Consider the following 17264-nt stretch of genomic DNA (forward strand, 5'->3'; position numbering starts at 1 on the left):
CTTCAGACATGAGTGCTGTCCCTCGTTCCGAAAAGCCGGTGGGCCGGTTCCGGCGCATGCTAGACCGGCTCTCCTCGTCGCAGGAGGACCTGGAGTCCGAGGAGCTGCGAGAGGACGCCGAGACGGCCGGATGCACACGGATCGGAGACTGCCAGGACCGCCAGATCGTCACGGTTACTGGTACCTTGCGCACGGTCACTCTGCGGCCACGCGCCGGAGTCCCGGCCCTGGAGGCCGAGCTGTTCGACGGCAGCGCCGCGCTGGACGTGGTGTGGCTGGGCAGGCGCTCCATAGTGGGCATAGAACCGGGGCGCAAGCTCATCGCATCGGGGCGGGTCTCCATGAGCCGGGGCCGCCGGGTGCTGTTCAACCCCAAGTACGAACTGAGACCCCTGGGTAGGGAGTAGCCGGTGACGTCGCTCGACAAGCCGACCGAAGACACGACCGCGGACGACACGACCGCGGCCGACGCCCGGGCGGTGACCGAGGCTGCGCTGTTCGAGGCGTTCGGCGGGGTGCGGGGCATGGTCGAGACGGTCGTGCCCGGCCTGCTCTTCGTCACGATCTTCACGATCAACAAGGATCTGCACATGTCCGCGATCGCCGCGCTCGCGGTGTCGCTGATCCTGGTCGTGGTCCGCCTGGCGATGAAGGACACGGTCAAGCACGCCTTCAGCGGGGTCTTCGGCGTCGCCTTCGGCGTCGTCTTCGCGATGATGACCGGCAACGCCAAGGACTTCTATCTGCCGGGCATGCTCTACACGCTCGGCCTGGCCCTCGCCTACATCATCACGACGCTGTGCGGGGTGCCGCTGATCGGCCTGATCCTGGGCCCGGTCTTCAAGGAGAACCTCTCCTGGCGGACCCGTAACCCGGGCCGCAAGAAGGCGTACGCCAAGGCCAGCTGGGCGTGGGGGCTGATCCTGCTCGCCAAGTGCGCGATCCTGTTCCCGCTGTACTGGTGGGCCAACACCGCGCAGCTGGGCTGGGTGCTGATCGCACTGAAGATCCCGCCGTTCCTGCTCGCCGTCTGGCTGACGTGGGTCTTCCTCGCGAAGGCGCCCGCGCCCATCGATGTGTTCGCGGAGATGGAGGCGGAGGAGAAGGCCGCGGCCGCTGCGTCGGAGGCGTCGGAGGCGTCGGAGGCTGGTGGGCGGCACCGTCGGGAGGGTTAGCTCCCGGTGTCGGGGTGACCGTCCCTGGGGGCTGCGCCCCCAGACCCCCCTTCGGCCCTGAACGGGCCTCGTCCTCGAACGCCGGACGGGCCGGTAAGGACTCGTACGGGCCTCGTCCTCGAACGCCGGACGGGCCGATAGACAGACGCGCGATGGGGGCGCCCGGAGATCTCCGGGCGCCCCCATCGCGCGTCTGTCCCTGGCGGCTCAGCTGCCGGTGTCCTCCTTGCGGACCGACAGGAGGTCCTCCAGTTGTTCCTCTCTCGCCTGGGCGGCCACGAAGAGCAGTTCGTCGCCCGGCTCGAGGGAGTCCTCGCGGGTCGGGGTCAGGACCCGGGTGCCGCGGATGATGGTGACCAGCGAGGTGTCCTCCGGCCATTCCACGTCGCCGACCTGGGTGCCGGCCAGGGCCGACTCCTCGGGGAGGGTCAGTTCGACGAGGTTGGCGTCGCCGTGGCTGAAGCGGAGCAGACGGACCAGGTCGCCGACGCTCACCGCCTCCTCGACCAGGGCCGACATCAGACGCGGGGTGGAGACGGCCACGTCCACGCCCCAGGACTCGTTGAACAGCCACTCGTTCTTCGGGTTGTTCACCCGGGCGACGACCCGCGGGACGCCGTACTCCGTCTTGGCCAGCAACGACACGACCAGGTTGACCTTGTCGTCGCCGGTCGCGGCGATCACGACGTTGCAACGCTGGAGGGCGGCCTCGTCGAGGGAGGTGATCTCACAGGCGTCGGCCAGCAGCCACTCCGCCTGCGGGACGCGCTCGACCGAGATGGCGGTCGGCGCCTTGTCCACGAGCAGGACCTCGTGGCCGTTCTCCAGCAGTTCGCCCGCGATCGAGCGGCCGACGGCGCCGGCTCCGGCAATGGCGACCCTCATCAGTGACCGTCCTCCTTGGGACCCTCGGCGAACGAGGCCTCGACCTTCTCGACCTCGTCGCTGCGCAGCATCACGTGCACCAGGTCGCCCTCCTGGAGCACCGTCTGGGAGGTGGGCAGGATCGCCTCGCCGAGGCGGGTCAGGAACGCCACGCGGACGCCCGTCTCCTCCTGAAGCTTGCTGATCTTGTGGCCGACCCAGGACGGGGCGGCGTGCACCTCGGCGAGCTCGACGCCCCCGGTGGGGTCGCGCCACAGCGGCTCGGCGCCCGAGGGGAGCAGTCGGCGCAGCATCTGGTCGGCCGTCCAGCGGACGGTGGCGACGGTGGGGATGCCGAGGCGCTGGTAGACCTCGGCGCGCCGGGGGTCGTAGATACGGGCCGCGACGTTCTCGATGCCGAACATCTCACGGGCCACCCGGGCGGCGATGATGTTGGAGTTGTCGCCGCTGGACACGGCGGCGAAGGCGCCGGCCTCCTCGATGCCCGCCTCGCGCAGGGTGTCCTGGTCGAAGCCGACTCCGGTGACCCGCCGGCCACCGAAACCGGAGCCCAGTCGTCGGAAGGCGGTGGGGTCCTGGTCGATCACGGCGACCGTGTGCCCCTGTTGCTCCAGGGTCTGCGCGAGGGCGGAACCCACCCTGCCGCAGCCCATGATGACGATGTGCACGACCGTCCTTCCGAGGTCAAGAAGTCAAGAAGTCAATAAAAATTCTGGCCTGGCTTTGAACAGGGTCTCAGACCGTCGACCAAGCTACACACGTGCGGTCGGCGCAGGGCACCCCCGTGCACGCTTTGCGGGATCAGCGGCGGCTGATGCTCCAGACACTGAGGAAGGTAAGGATTCCGAGGCCGACGAGGGTGCCGACGGCGCCGATGATCTCCGCGGTCGTGTGCATGGGACCCTCCAAGGGGGCGGCAGCGGGCGGGGATTGTCATATAGGCATGGGAATCGGTGCGGTCGCGGAATCCGCAGCGCGGGCATGGCCGAATTCACCCGGGAGGCAGACGCGGCACGCCATCACCCGGCTGAGGCCGGGGGAGGGTGGGCGGTCCCGTGTTCGAAGGCCTACGATCCTCTGTTGTGTCCAAACTGACCGACGTGCCCAAACGGATTCTGATCGGGCGCGCACTGCGCAGTGATCGGCTCGGAGAAACGCTCCTGCCGAAGCGCATCGCCCTGCCCGTCTTCGCTTCCGACCCGCTGTCCTCCGTGGCCTACGCGCCCGGGGAGGTGCTGCTGGTCCTGTCCATCGCGGGCGTGTCGGCCTACCACTTCAGCCCCTGGATCGCCCTCGCGGTCGTCGTGCTGATGTTCACGGTGGTCGCCTCCTACCGGCAGAACGTCCACGCCTACCCCAGTGGCGGCGGCGACTACGAGGTGGCCACCACCAACCTCGGCCCCAAGGCCGGCCTGACCGTCGCGAGCGCGCTGCTCGTCGACTACGTCCTGACCGTCGCCGTCTCCATCGCCTCCGGCATCGAGAACCTCGGCTCCGCGATCCCGTTCGTGGTCGAGCACAAGGTGGCCTGCGCGGTCGCCGTGATCGTGCTGCTGACGCTGATGAACCTGCGCGGCGTCAAGGAGTCCGGCAAGCTCTTCGCGATCCCGACCTATGTCTTCGTCGCGGGCGTCTTCATCATGATCGCCTGGGGTGCCTTCCGCGGGCTGGTGCTCGACGACACCATGCGGGCCCCGACGGCCGAGTACACGATCAAGGCCGAGCACCAGGGCCTGGCCGGGTTCGCCCTGGTCTTCCTGCTGCTGCGCGCCTTCTCCTCCGGCTGTGCCGCGCTCACCGGCGTGGAGGCGATCTCCAACGGCGTCCCCGCCTTCCGCAAGCCCAAGTCGAAGAACGCGGCGAGCACGCTCGCGGCGATGGGCCTGCTGGCCGTCACCATGTTCTGCGGCATCATCGTGCTGGCCCTGTTCACCAAGGTCCGGATGGCCGAGAACCCGGCCGTCGACCTGCTGCACAACGGGGTCGCGGTCGGCGCCGACTACGTCCAGAACCCGGTGATCACCCAGGTCGCCGAGGCCGTCTTCGGCAAGGACAGTTTCCTCTTCATCGTCCTCGCCGCAGCCACCGCCCTGGTGCTGTTCCTGGCGGCGAACACCGCCTACAACGGCTTCCCGGTGCTCGGCTCGATCCTCGCCCAGGACCGCTACCTGCCCCGCCAGCTGCACACCCGCGGCGACCGCCTCGCCTTCTCCAACGGCATCGTGCTGCTCGCCGGCGCGGCCACGCTGCTGGTCGTCATCTACGGCGCCGACTCCACGCGGCTGATCCAGCTGTACATCGTCGGCGTGTTCGTGTCGTTCACCCTCAGCCAGATCGGCATGGTCCGGCACTGGAACCGCCTGCTGGCGACCGAGACCGACCAGCTCAAGCGCCGGCACATGATCCGCTCCCGCGCGATCAACACCTTCGGCGCCTTCTTCACCGGCCTGGTCCTGATCGTCGTCCTGGTCACCAAGTTCACGCACGGCGCCTGGGTCGCCCTGCTCGGCATGGTGATCTTCTACGGGACGATGAGCGCGATCCGCCGCCACTACGACGGCGTCTCCGCGGAGATCGCCGCTCCCGAGGGCCCCAGCGACGACACCGTCCGGCCCTCGCGCGTCCACTCGGTGCTGCTGATCTCCAAGATCCACCGCCCGACGCTGCGCGCCCTCGCCTACGCCAAGCTGATGCGCTCCGACACCCTCGAGGCGCTCACCGTCAACGTCGACCCGGCCGAGACGAAGACGCTGCGCGACGAGTGGGAACGGCGCGGGATCGACGTACCGCTGAAGGTCCTGGACTCGCCGTACCGCGAGGTCACACGGCCGGTCATCGAGTACGTCAAGAGCCTGCGCCAGGAGTCGCCGCGCGACGCGGTGTCGGTGATCATCCCGGAGTACGTGGTCGGCCACTGGTACGAGCACCTGCTGCACAACCAGAGCGCACTCCGGCTCAAGGGCCGGCTGCTGTTCACGCCGGGCGTCATGGTCACGTCCGTCCCGTACCAGCTCCAGTCGTCCGAGGCGGCCAAGAAGCGGGCCCGCAGGCGCTCGGAGTGGAACGCCCCGGGCTCGGTACGACGCGGTCCCGCGCAGCAGGGTCACCCGAAGGAGCCGACGGGCACCGGTTCCGGCAGCGCCCCGGGCTCCTCGGGGCCGGACGCGAAGAAGTGACCCTCGCGCCGGGCGGGCCCAAGACCCTCGCCCCGGCGCATGGTGAACGGCCGGACGACAGCCACGTAGACTGGTGGGCTGTTGTCCGGCCGTTCCTCGTTCGACGTTGTGGAGTCACCCCGCCATGCAGGCAGAACCGAAGAAGTCGCAGGCGGTGTCGCTCGTGGGGCAGGAGTACGAGGTCGAGATCGGCCCCGTCGCCCACGGCGGCCACTGCATCGCCCGGACAGACGCCGGCCAGGTGCTGTTCGTCCGGCACACGCTGCCCGGCGAGCGGGTCCTGGCCCGGGTGACCGAGGGTGAAGAAGGGGCCCGGTACCTGCGCGCGGACGCGGTACAGGTGCTGGAGGCGTCCAAGGACCGCGTCGAGGCGCCCTGCCCGTACGCCGGCCCCGGCCGCTGCGGCGGCTGCGACTGGCAGCACGCCAAGCCGGGCGCCCAGCGCCGCCTCAAGGGCGAGGTGATCGCCGAGCAGCTGCTGCGGCTCGCGGGCCTCACGCCCGAGGAGGCCGGCTGGGACGGCACCGTGATGCCGGCCGAGGGCGACAAGCTGCCGGCCGGCGAGGTGCCCGCATGGCGCACCCGCGTCCAGTACGCGGTCGACGCCGACGGCAACGCCGGGCTGCGGCGCCACCGCTCGCACGAGGTCGAGCCGATCGAGCACTGCATGATCGCGGCGCCGGGCGTCAGTGAGCTGGGCATCGAGGACCGCGACTGGTCCGGGATGGCATCCGTCGACGCGATCGCCGCGACGGGCTCCCAGGACCGCATGGTGATCCTCGAGCCCCGCCCCGGCGCCCGCCTCCCCCTCGTCGAGCTGGACAGGCCCGTCTCCGTCATGCGCGTCGAGGAGCACGACGGCGGCATCCACCGCGTCCACGGCCGGGCGTTCGTGCGTGAGCGTGCCGACGGCCGGACGTACCGCGTCGGCAGCGGCGGCTTCTGGCAGGTCCATCCGCAGGCCGCCGACACCCTCGTCAAGGCGGTCATGCAGGGCCTGCTGCCGCGCAAGGGCGACATGGCGCTCGACCTGTACTGCGGCGTCGGCCTCTTCGCGGGTGCCCTCGCCGACCGCCTCGGCGACAAGGGCGCGGTCCTCGGCATCGAGTCCGGCAAACGCGCCGTCGAGGACGCCCGGCACAACCTCGCCGGGTTCGAGCGGGTGCGGATCGAGCAGGGCAAGGTCGAGGCGGTGCTGCCGCGCACCGGGATCACCGAGGTCGACCTGATCGTCCTCGACCCGCCGCGCGCGGGCGCGGGCAAGAAGACGGTCGAGCACCTGGCCTCGCTGGGGGCGCGGAAGATCGCGTACGTGGCCTGCGACCCGGCGGCCCTGGCACGCGACCTGGCGTACTTCCGGGACGGCGGCTACAAGGTGCGGATGCTGCGGGCGTTCGATCTGTTTCCGATGACGCATCATGTGGAGTGCGTGGCGATCCTTGAACCGGTCGCAAAGGGCTCCTGACCTGCGGTTTTGCGCGTGCGCATTATGTGCGGTGTGGGCGTTACGGGCGATATCTTGACGCTGAAATGACGCTCGTGACGCTCATTTGACGCTCGTTCTGATGGGGTGTCAGACGACTTTTTGGCAGCTCAAGTACTTTCACGCTGACCAGAATCGGTGACCGTCGAGGACTGGTGACGCTCTCGATGATGCAGCCGTAAGTCCCAGCGGGACTCGGGCGGCAAGGAGCCGCTCTTCCGGGTCTATACAGGGCGCGCCCGTGCGGTGTGGGCTGGAGGCTGTGGAACGACGGCCTGCTCCGAACGAACGGCAGTGTGCGCTGCTTGAGCGGCTCGCGGCTGGTGAGGAACCAGGAGCCTGGGCGCCGGGGGAGTGGCGCTCGGCGCGTGCCCTGCGTGACCGTGGGCTTTTGACGGTGGACAAGGGCGGCGGTGCTGCCCTTGTGGAGGTCACGGAGGTCGGCCGTTTCTATCTCCGTCATGGCCGCTATCCCGACGAAGCGGAGCCTGCTGACCGCGGTGAGCCGTCGGTGCTGGCCGAGTCTCCGGTGCCGTACAGCGAGCGGCCCGTCGCCCGTGCGCGGCGTGCGAAAGCTCGCGAGTTGGTCGAACGGCTCCTCGCCGAAGGGCACGTCCGGTTCGCCCATGCCGATGATGAGGAGATCACGGAATGGCGGCGCGTCGTCAACTACGCGAAACGGCACGGCATGGAGCCGGTGGGCAAGCGCATCGAGAAGGTGCCGTACGGTCTGCTCGGGCTGGAGTTCTTCCTCGCGGAGGGCCCGCATCCCAATGCCCGGAGTCAGCGACCGAAGGCGGGCGCGTCGGCGGTCTGGGTCCCCATGCGGTTGGCGTCCCTTCACCCGGTTGTAGCTGCGCTCAAGGACAACGCGAGGCAGTTGGTGATGCCGCCCGCGCTGCGCCGCAGGTCGCTTCTGATGCTGCAGGGGCTGGCCGCCGAGGCGGCGCGGCGAGGGCACCAGGTACGGAAGGTCGGGTCGTCCTACTTTCCGCGTGAGGGCGGGGTGGACGTCGTTGTCGACGGCTTCGCGTATCCGGTCACCATCAGGCAGGAGTTTCCAGAGTCCACGGATCCGGAGCGGTCCGCGCGTCTGGTCGTGGAGGTCGCCCACGGGCTGACCGGCAGATCCGGCCGCTGGCGGGACCGTAAGAGTCGGACCCTTGAACAGTCTCTGGGCCTGGTTCTCGGGGAGATCGAGGCGCGAGCGGTGGAGGATGCCCGGCGCAGGGAGAGCGAGGCGCATGCGAGAGAAGAGCGTGAGGTGCGCCGGCGTGCAGCCATGGAGGAAGCGAAGGAATACGCCGTCCGGCAGCAATTCGCCGAGGTACTGCGTGAGGAAGCCGGGCGCTGGCGGGAGGCTGTCCTGATCGGTGAGTACTGCGATGCGTTGGAACGTCGTCTTGCCGAGCTGGACGAAGACTTGGACGAGCAGGCCCTGGAATCGGCCCGAGGTTGGCTGGAGTGGGCACGCGAGTATGTGCGGTGCATCGACCCCGTGCGACATCCTCCGGGCATGCCGACTCCGCGTGCTCCGACACCAGATGAGCTCCAGCCGTTTCTGAAGGGCTGGAGTCCTCATGCACCCGAACGACGGGGCGGCCGGTGACATGCGAGAGCCAGCGTCCTGCTGGTTCCCGCCCTCGATCGGATCGGTGCGGTCACACGTCCCGTCGCTGTGGCGTTTCGGCATCCGTCGCCGTGTCTAAGGAGGTGCCCATCAGCGAGGGGTCGGGGCCGAAGTCGTCCACTTCCATGGTGGCCTGACCGCCCGGCGGGCTGGTGAGGGAGCCTTGGACGCGGACGGGGACGCCGGTGTCGTGGCAGTGGACCGCCGCGTGGTAGTCGGCGTCGCGCAGGTCCATCCACACGGTTCTGACTCGGCGGTTGATCAGGGTCTGGACGCCTACGCGGCCCGTTTCGTCGTCGGGGTGGCGGCTGAGGTCGGTCACGATGCCGTAGATCAGGTGCCGGCTCGTGTAGATCCGTGTCTTGAGTTGGGCGGATACGCGATCTACGACGTCGATCGCCGCCTGGTTGAACTCGACGAGTGGTGGTGTTCCCGGGGGCGGGGCGGCCACGCGGGACCAGTTGAAGATGACGGCGAGGGTTCCGACCGCGTCCGCGCTCACCACCTTGCTGAGAGCCTGGCAGAGTTCGTACGAGACGCCCTCACCTACTGAGTCGGTGATCTCGCTGGGGGTGGGTTCCCGGTCGGCACCGGCCATTTCCTCGAGAACGCCCAGGGCGCGGGACATGGTGGCGGTGACGCGTCGGTCGAAAAGGGTCTCCTCCACGCCTACGTCGATCCGGTCCTGGCCGGGGGAGTAGACGTCCTCAGGAGCGCGGGCCTGGCTGATGATGGGCACGATGTACGAGCCACGCCGGGTCTGTCCGAGGCGGACGTCCCGGGCCTGTTCTCTCGCTCGTATAGGGAAGTTGCGGAAGTGGCCTTGTCGGCGGATCGTCGCGGCGGCGGAGGCCACACGCAGGCGCTTCGCGGAGATGAAGAGCTCGTAGCCGGACTCCAGGGGGATGGATCCGTCGCTCAGGGTGGGATGGGAGGCGTGGAGGTCGGTGACGTCGTTGAACACGGTCGCGACCGCGTCCTGGACCGTGCGGACGTCGCGTGACTCGACGCGGGCCAGGTCTCCGATCAGGATATGGGCGCGCTTGGTGAAGTCCGGGGCACCCGGCTTCATGGGGACCAGGACGACTTCGTCGGAGGGCCCGGGCAGGCGCCACAGTTCGGCGACGGCGCCACCGGAGACCGGGGTCCATCCGGTGACTTTGAGGTAGCTGCGGATTTCCTCGGGACCGAAGTCCGGCTCTGGGTGCACCATGTCAGTTCACCTCTCGGCCAGCGGGGCTGAGCAGCTGACGCGCCGTGTCGAACATGGCCCCTATCGATTTCGAGGTCAGAGGCTGGTGCTCGGGGAGGCTGATCGCGGTGGTGCCCTTGCTGCGTGCCTCACCCGCGCCGTGCAGGGACGCCCAGTAGCCGTGACAGGCCAGGACGATCGATTCAGGGTGGTGGGTCACCCATCGGCCGACGTCCGGCGGCACGATCAGTAAGGCGAGGTGGCCGGGTGCAGAGCGGTCGGGGTCACGGAGCTTGTCGTACGTCTCGATGTCGAGGTCGAAGCTGTAGCCGCCTCGGACAACGCGCGGGCTCTGCGTGCACTTTAACTGGACGTCGACCATCAATCCGCGCGTACGGAGGGTCATGTCGACGCCGTCCTTGTCGACGTTCCAATCGCAGATGGTGTAGCCGCCCTGTGTAGCGAGTACGTGGACGTAGGCCCGACTCACCTGCTCCTTCTGCCAGCTCGTCGCTTCCGTAGCCACTGGTCCCCCTCCCTGGCGTGGACGTGAGGATAAGGGGAGCTGGAGGGTAGGGGGAATAGGGCGTCTACGGTTCCGAGGGCGGTGGCGCTGAGGTGTGGCGTCAGCTGCGGTGGTGGGTGATGTCGCCGCCGGTAGCCGTGGAGCGTGCGTCGCACCGAAAGCCAAATACAAGATCTCGTCGGCGAATTCGATGCCGTCGAGGGGGAAGAGCACGCGCAGGACCAGTAAATGGCCGAGGCCGGTCAAGGGAGGAGTTAAAGCCCTTGATGGTCCCGCCGTCCGAATTCCGTTAGGAGCACGCTGGACGGCACCGGGCGTTTCGTAATGGGTGCTGTCTCTGCGGACTACTCTTTCGAACCGAAGCCGGTCGACTTGCGCGCTCATTCCCCCCTGAGGCCACAGCGCAATTGTTTCGGACTGCTGTCGTGCATGGGGTTGGGCGGACGTGAACAGGTCAGGTGCTTAGAAGGCGCCTGCTCTGTTCGGCTGCTTCGGGCCACGAAACGGGCGCTGTCGATGCTCCCTTGCGAGGCGGCGGCATCGGGGCGGTTCGCCGACGGCAGACAAGTTGGGACCGGAACGGACTGGAATAGAGGGCCCTGTGCAAGTCAATCTAGAGCGCTTCCTGAAGATCGTGATGACTTGCCGCCGCCATCCCTGACGTGGATCCGACGTCAGCATCGTTGAGATCCCGTGGCGTTATAGCACGGGATCCCCGGTTACCGAAACCGGGGATCGTGCCGACCATTGAATCTGTCACGCGGATCCCCGAGTGGCGCATTCTGTCCCTTTCCCTGAGGAGTTAATCGCTGTGTCCGTCGACGTAATGGACGAAGAATGGCTGCTTTCCGTGGAGCAAGTTCGATCGCTGCTCGAGTGGATACGTGGGCACGCGGGTGCCGATCGCTCGGTGTACGCCTTCATGCTCACCGTGGCCGAGCAGGCACTGCGTCCGGGGGAGGCTCGCGCCCTGCGAGTTCGCGACGTGATGCTCCCGGAGGGCGACGGGGGTCAGTTGACGGCTCGTCACCGAGGAGTAGCTAGGGAGATTCCCCTCCAGCCCCGTTTCGTTGAGTTTCTGCGTCACTGGATCGATGAGGCTGGTCTGAGGGAGGGCGATCTGCTGTTTCCCGGCAGGCGCGGTGGGCCGCTCTCGGCTTCCGTCTACCAGCAAGTGTGGGAGCAGGCCCAAGAGGCTGTCCTGCCCCGGGACGAGCGGTTCTCGTGGCGTCTGGGGGAGCCCATCTCCATCCTGCGGGAGTCGTGCCTCGTGGAGTGGCTGAGGATGGGCATCTCGTCCTTCGCGGTTGCCGAGCTGGCCGGTGTGACGCCGGATTGGCTGGCACTTCGCTACCCGCACTGCTTCCGTCGGGAGGATGCCGACATCGACTGGGATCGCCTGGCCAAGGCCATGGCCCTTCCGGAGCTCAAGCGATGAAATCCCGCCCGCGCTCCGGCCGATCCGCGGAGCGCGGGCACCCTACCGATTTCATCCCTCTGCCCCTCGTCAGTCCTCACGCCCAGCGACACCGTCACGTCACGAAATCCTGGTTTGCGAGGTTCCACTTCGAGGTGAGGTCTCACTGCCCTGAGGGAGCTGGTTGACCTTCGCCCTGGACCGGCTGCCGCTTCGCCGGGCACCCATCCCGCCCCCATCGTCAAGGATCTACCCATGCCTGCCCGCTTGCTGTCCATTCCCGCTGTCGCCGCCGCCCTGGATGTCGACCGGCGTACGGTCTACCGCTTCATCGCTGCTGGTGAGTTGCCGGTCGTCGATCTGCGGACCGGAGCGGGGCGTTCCCGTGTCCGTGTTCCCCTTGCCGGGCTCGAGGAGTTCATCACCAGCAGGTCGGTCGCTGCCCCGAGGTCCCGTCGCTGATCTCTTGCCGTCGGATTGTCCCGCTCCACCCTCGAACAAAGGAGTAGTACCGCGTACCTGCGCAAGTTGAAGTCTGGAAAGTGGCAGGCGACCGTCCGCAACCGGATAGGAGACCGGTTCAGCGAGTCGTTTCCCCTCAAAGCCCAGGCGCGGGCCTGGGGCATCGAGATGGAGACCCAGTTCGCGCGCGGAGGTATGCGCGACCCGCGGGCCGGTGAAGTGTCGTTCTGCGAGTGGCACGACCGGTGGTGGAACGCTCGCATCGTTGAGCCCCACACGCTGCGCGGCGACGCCTCCAACATCAAGAACCACGTCATGCCCTACTGGGCCGACTGGGAGATGCGGTCCATCACCCGCATGGACGTTCAGAGTTGGATCCGGACCCTGGTCGAGAAGGGCGCGGGGGCCGCTGCGATCAAGCGGGCCTACAACCTGACGTCCTCCATGATGCGCGCGGCAGTCGACGATGACGTGATCGCGGTAAGCCCCTGCCGCAGCATCGACCTGCCCACCATCGCGGTGAAACCGCCGCAGTGGTTCACGCTCGACCAGGCGCAGAGCATCCTGGACGAACTCCCCGCCCCGTGGCGGACGATGTGCCTGCTCGGCTTCTACACCGGTCTGCGCTGGGGAGAACTGACCGGCTTGCACCGCCACCGCATCGACACGCGTCGCGCGCGCCTGTTCGTGGTGGAGGTCAACAGCAAGAGCGGCATCAAAGAGTACCCCAAGAGCTCCAAGAGCCGCCGGGAAGTCCCGCTCCCGCCCCACGTCCTGGATGCCCTTGAACGCCACATCCACCGGCTCGACCGGGACGCCGTGGTCTTCACCACCATCACCAAGGGCCGTACCGGGCGCCTCCTCGCCGACAGTAACTGGCGCCGGCAGACCTGGTGGCCCACCGTCGAAGCCTCCTACTACTTCGACACCGATGGCGAGCAACAGCTCGTCCCGCACTACCCGCCCCACTCCATGCGGCACACCTGCGCCTCGTGGCTGGTCCAGAAGGGAGTCTCGCTCTACGAGGTCCAGCACCTCCTCGGCCACGAGAGCTTCCAGACCACCCAGCGTTACGCTCACCTGCAGCCGGACGCGCACAAGGCCGTCCTCGGAGCATGGGAGCGGATGGAAGCCCCGCTCACCGTCGCAGCATGAACGTTCCTTCACCCCTGTCCGCGCCGGACGGGGGTGAAGGCGTTTGACAGCAGGTGACGCCCGGACTGGCTGGGGTCGGCCGGCGGGTGTTACCTCGTATGGAGGAAGTCCCTGGCGCCGCGGAGCCTGATGCCCAGCCGGTATTGCGCGGCGCGGCTGTCGAGGCGTACGTCCAGTGCCCCCGGTAGCCGGGTGTCCGCCCGACGGCCCGCGGGCAGCAAGGAGGGTGCGATGCCGTCGCGGCGGGCGATGAGCACGCCCAGCGAGTAGCGGCTGAGGGCGTCGGTGCCGGCGAGGTGGAAGACGCCTGCCTCGTTCGAGGCCGCGAGCTTCCACAAACCGGCCGCAAGATCGGCGACGTGGACGGGGCAGCGAATGTCGTCCGTGAACAGGGCTCCCTCCCGCTCGTTGGCAGCCAGCTCGTGCACCACCCGTTCGTGGTGGGATCCTCCGTCGCCGATGATCAGAGAGGTGCGGACGACAATGCCGTCCGGCACAGCAGTCGCACAGCGGTCTCAGCGGCGGCCTTCGCGGCCCCGTACGGGGTGATCGGGTCTGGGGTGCAGGTCTCGTCGTAACGGGCTTTGCCGATGCCGGAGAACACGGCATCAGAGGAGACGTGTACCAGGCGGATTCCGAGCTTCGCGGTGGCCATGGCGATGTGGATGGAGCCGTCCGCAGTGATCGCCCAGTCCGCACCGCCGCTTGTCACGTTGATCACCGCGCGAGGTGCCACCGTAACCAGGAGCGCTTCCACCTGTGCGGGATCACGGACGTCAAGCTGGTGCCAGGCGCCGGCCTGCGCGGCACTGGGGCGGGAGCGGAACGTAGCATCCGCCCCCCAGCCCCGTACTTGCGCTTGGCGCAGCAGTTCCGTCCCTAAGAACCCGCTGCCACCAATGATCAGCATCCTCATGCCGCACACGCTAAGGCATGCTGTCGCAGCGACGGAGAGCACGGAAAATGCAGCAGGAGGCCGGACGCGTTCGGCGTGAGCATCCCACAGGGGACCGCAGCACGGTCGTGCGCTCACCCAAGTTCGAGGCAGGGTCTGTGCGGTGAGCCCTCATGTAACTCCCCAACAGGGAGCATCAGTTAGAACTGGTGAGTCTCCCGCGGAAGAGCAGCATGAAGCAGAATACGCGTGCGAGTGAGTCGGCAGTCGAGGGCGGTCTGTTGGCGCAAACGAAGCTGGTGGTCGAGGGGCCCTAAGGGTGAGCTCAACGATCATCTCGGGCGGGATAGCGGGGGCGGTCCGACAGCGCGCGACCTCGTGCGTCGCCTTGCCCATCCACGACACGAGCCTCAGGCCACCTGGGCATCCAACGGCCTGCTCAGCCAACTCGGCGATAGAATTACCTGGAGCCTGATCCACCGGCAACTGTTCGAGTAGCGGGTCGCCCTTCACGAACCGTACTTCCAGCCTTCAGCCCCGATTTTCCATGGGTGCAGCTCCTTGCGAGGGACGGGTCGCTGGGTGTTTGCCGGATCGGTGTAGCCGGAGGTCGTGATGATCCTCTCGGAACGGCCTGGTCACGCCCCGGCCCCGCATCAAGATCCACTGCCTCGACGCCGCAGGTCGCTGCGTTGGCCCCACCGGAGAGCCGAGCCGATCACCCAACCGCGCCTCAGGCAACAGTTCGCGGGATGCTATGCCGGTCGACGACTGCTGCCTCCATCCAGGTCTGGCGTTCCAGCGCGTCGTCCGAGAGGGAGTCACCGTCCCCCAGCGCGTATGACATCGTCTTCCCGTTACTCTCCCGATACAGCTCGATACTGGGTGTAGCATTTCCAGCGGTCATCAGGTGTCATCGGGGGGATGGTGCGCATGAATCAGGGCAACGTCGATCAAATGCTGGGAGAGCTCCACCAGGACCTCATCAGCGCCTTCCAGCGGATTCTCGATCTCTTCGCGAAGGCGGAAGGCGCCGTCGGTGCCATGAGCGGGACGAACGAACTTGAGGGGCACCTCTCAGCCGTACGCGACCTACAGTTGCTCATGCCGATCGTTGCGCCAATGAAGGCAGGGAAGTCGACCCTGATCAACGCCATCGTCGGCTACCAACTGCTACCCGCGCGGGCGAACCCGATGACCACGCTGCCCACCAAGATCATCTTGGTCGAGGGGCTGAGTCTGGATCAGCCCGAGCTGACCATTCCCGCCTCCACCCGCAGGCTGTATAGCACCATGGAAGACAGCGTCCGCGGTGCGATGCGGCGCGGCTGGACGGTCCCGCCCAAGCACGGCTATCTGAACGGACTGGCCCAGGACCTCGAGTGCGGCACGCTGCGCGACCTGGAGCCGAGGTACACCGGTACGACGAACGTCCACAGGATCCTGGCCAGGCTCAACGACGAGATGCGTCTGGCCACGCTGGCTGTGGAGTCCGACTTCCTCGGCAGAGTGACCGAGCTGCCCGAGTTGCGCGCCGGCCATCTGCATTCCTTCGCCACCGGCGAGATCAAGGGCGGCCAGTTGGTCATCATCGACACACCCGGTCCCAACGAACACGCCATCGCGGCCAGACTGGGTCCCGCACTCGAACGACAACTTGCCAACGCGCATGTGCTCCTCGCGGTGCTCGACTACACCCAGATGGGTGGTGACGCTGCGGCGGACATCGAGAGCCGCCTTGCCCGGCATGTCGAGATCATTGGGAAAGAGCGTTTGTACGCCGTGGTGAACAAGGTCGACGCTCGTAAGTCTGTCGACGATCTGAGCGCGGCCGACACCCGTGAGATCGTGCGGCACGGTCTCGGCATCGAGGAGAAGCAGATCTTCGAGGTCGCGGCCAACTGGGGCCTGCTCGGATCGCGAGTTCTCACCGAACAGTGCTTGCAGGACCGCGAGTTCCAGGTGGCACGCAGCCCGGCTGCGATCGCCGTACTGCGCGAACTCTACCCGCTCGACGATGAGACCGAGCTGAACGAGCGTCTGGCCGGGATGGAACCGGAGCACCTTGTCGGTGACGCCAATCGTTTCCTCAAAAAGAGCAAGATCCTTCCCCTGGTCGAGACAGTGATCAATCGCCTGCGGAACGACGCGGCACCGCAGGTGATGGGGGCCGGGTTGCAGCGCTATGAAGCGGCCATGACCGAGCTGGCGGGCGTTATCGCACTCAAGCGGAGCGCTGACGAACGTGACGCCGAGGAGATCGAGGCCCAACTGACCACACTCGGGGCCGAGATGGAGGAGTTGCAGAGCCACAAGGAGCGACTGCCCAGTGTCCGTGCACTGCAGGAGAGATTCCACTCGAAGATCGACATGTTCGCCACCGAGCTCGGCAGCCAGGGACACCAGATCATCCAGATGCTGCAGGTCGAGCCACCCAAGACGCCAAAGAAGCAAAAGGGGCGGATTTGGGCCCTTCCCCTGGTGCACAATATGAAGACCTTCATCGACAACGTCTTCTCTGACAAGCCCGCGCGCGACGAATACGAGTTCGCCACCCTCGAAGAGGCCAATCAGCTCAAGAACGTGCTCGCGGGCGCGGTCAGCGAACAGCTCCGGGAACTGCTCGACCTCGGCCGCTCCGAGCTGGACGCTCAGGTTCGGGAGATCTCCGCCGCCATCGTCGAGGAGCAGGAGCGGAAGGTACGCGGGCTCATAGAGCGGGCCGCACGGACGCTTTCGACCGCCTTCGACGTCGACATCAAGCCGCCACCGCCCGGCATCACGGGGCATATCAAGACCGACCTGGGCGATCCGGTGACGCGCATGGTGGAGAACGAAGAGAAGTACGAGGTGATTGAGGAGCAGCGCATCTGGTGGACGCTCTGGCTCTTCACGCGGGAGGTGTCGGTCACCAGGACCCGCAAGGTCGAGGTGCCCATGTACGTCGTGTCGCGCGAGAGCGTGATGACTCAGCTCCAAGCCGCCTTCGACGCTCAGATCGCCGAGGTACGGGACGTGCTGCAGGTTTACGTGGCCGAGCAGCTCACCGCGGAACTGACCGCCTACTACGACGGGCTGCAGGACTACCTCCAGCTCTATCACGACACGCTTACCCGCTCACTCGAAGGCCAGCGACAGGACAAGGAACGGCGCCGTGAACACGGCAAGGCGCTCAGGGAGATCGAGCAAGAGCTGACGGCAGAGCTCGAAGCGTTCCGCGACTACCGCCTCCGTCTTTCCCCCGCCTGACCGTGGAAAGGCGTGTTCC

The 17264-nt window shown here is 67.2% G+C and carries 13 protein-coding genes and 1 pseudogene; 9 read left to right on the forward strand and 5 right to left on the reverse strand.

What is annotated here, in order from left to right; genetic code table 11:
• Positions 1–8 precede the first annotated feature (8 nt).
• Positions 9–407 (forward strand): OB-fold nucleic acid binding domain-containing protein, encoded by a 399-nt coding sequence (locus G9272_RS33475; RefSeq protein ID WP_171399974.1) that lies wholly within the window; start codon positions 9–11, stop codon positions 405–407.
• Positions 408–410: 3 nt separating this feature from the next.
• Positions 411–1175 (forward strand): DUF3159 domain-containing protein, encoded by a 765-nt coding sequence (locus tag G9272_RS33480; protein ID WP_171399975.1) that lies wholly within the window; start codon positions 411–413, stop codon positions 1173–1175.
• Between the two features lie 207 nt (positions 1176–1382).
• Here G9272_RS33480 and G9272_RS33485 read toward each other — a convergent pair whose 3' ends face one another.
• Together G9272_RS33485 and G9272_RS33490 are read right to left on the reverse strand one after the other, a co-directional pair.
• Positions 1383–2060: a potassium channel family protein gene (locus G9272_RS33485; protein ID WP_020125145.1), complete on the reverse strand. Its 678-nt coding sequence runs from the start codon at positions 2058–2060 to the stop codon at positions 1383–1385.
• Positions 2060–2728, reverse strand: a complete 669-nt coding sequence (locus G9272_RS33490; protein WP_020125146.1) for a potassium channel family protein — start codon at positions 2726–2728, stop codon at positions 2060–2062. The genes G9272_RS33485 and G9272_RS33490 overlap by 1 nt, the downstream gene beginning before the upstream one ends.
• A 414-nt stretch (positions 2729–3142) precedes the next feature.
• Here G9272_RS33490 and G9272_RS33495 point away from each other — a divergent pair, with 414 nt between their 5' ends.
• The 3 genes from G9272_RS33495 (at position 3143) to G9272_RS33505 (ending at position 8328) form a co-directional block, all read left to right on the forward strand.
• Entirely contained in the window at positions 3143–5236 is a 2094-nt protein-coding gene (locus G9272_RS33495; RefSeq protein WP_171399976.1) for an APC family permease, read from the forward strand.
• A gap of 124 nt (positions 5237–5360) precedes the next feature.
• Positions 5361–6701, forward strand: a complete 1341-nt coding sequence (locus tag G9272_RS33500; protein ID WP_171399977.1) for a class I SAM-dependent RNA methyltransferase — start codon at positions 5361–5363, stop codon at positions 6699–6701.
• Positions 6702–7116: 415 nt separating this feature from the next.
• Positions 7117–8328, forward strand: coding sequence for a hypothetical protein (locus G9272_RS33505; protein ID WP_253268258.1), 1212 nt, complete (start codon positions 7117–7119; stop codon positions 8326–8328).
• A gap of 52 nt (positions 8329–8380) precedes the next feature.
• Here G9272_RS33505 and G9272_RS33510 read toward each other — a convergent pair whose 3' ends face one another.
• Together G9272_RS33510 and G9272_RS33515 are read right to left on the reverse strand one after the other, a co-directional pair.
• Positions 8381–9562 carry a hypothetical protein gene (locus G9272_RS33510; RefSeq protein WP_171399978.1) on the reverse strand — a complete coding sequence of 394 codons (1182 nt, stop codon included), beginning with the start codon at positions 9560–9562 and terminating at the stop codon, positions 8381–8383.
• A 1-nt stretch (position 9563) separates the two neighbouring features.
• A complete protein-coding gene (locus tag G9272_RS33515; RefSeq protein ID WP_171399979.1) occupies positions 9564–10067 on the reverse strand; it encodes a DUF4365 domain-containing protein in 504 nt (167 codons plus the stop codon).
• A gap of 811 nt (positions 10068–10878) precedes the next feature.
• On the opposite strand from G9272_RS33515, the gene G9272_RS33520 reads away from it, so the two are divergent.
• From G9272_RS33520 to G9272_RS33530, 3 genes are all read left to right on the forward strand, one after another.
• Positions 10879–11505, forward strand: coding sequence for a tyrosine-type recombinase/integrase (locus G9272_RS33520; RefSeq protein WP_171399980.1), 627 nt, complete (start codon positions 10879–10881; stop codon positions 11503–11505).
• Between the two features lie 234 nt (positions 11506–11739).
• The gene (locus G9272_RS33525; protein ID WP_054243456.1) at positions 11740–11946 is read left to right on the forward strand and encodes a helix-turn-helix domain-containing protein; all 207 of its coding nucleotides are present in this window, start codon (positions 11740–11742) and stop codon (positions 11944–11946) included.
• Positions 11947–12012: 66 nt separating this feature from the next.
• Positions 12013–13101: a tyrosine-type recombinase/integrase gene (locus G9272_RS33530; protein WP_171399981.1), complete on the forward strand. Its 1089-nt coding sequence runs from the start codon at positions 12013–12015 to the stop codon at positions 13099–13101.
• Positions 13102–13190: 89 nt separating this feature from the next.
• On the opposite strand, the pseudogene G9272_RS33535 reads toward G9272_RS33530, so the two are convergent.
• Positions 13191–14017 (reverse strand): annotated as a pseudogene (locus tag G9272_RS33535) (SDR family oxidoreductase).
• Positions 14018–14929: 912 nt separating this feature from the next.
• Between G9272_RS33535 and G9272_RS33540 the strand changes: the two are divergent.
• Positions 14930–17245, forward strand: a complete 2316-nt coding sequence (locus tag G9272_RS33540) for a dynamin family protein (RefSeq protein WP_171399982.1) — start codon at positions 14930–14932, stop codon at positions 17243–17245.
• Positions 17246–17264 lie beyond the last annotated feature (19 nt).

The sequence above is a fragment of the Streptomyces asoensis genome, from assembly GCF_013085465.1.
GTDB classification, from domain to species: domain Bacteria; phylum Actinomycetota; class Actinomycetes; order Streptomycetales; family Streptomycetaceae; genus Streptomyces; species Streptomyces cacaoi_A.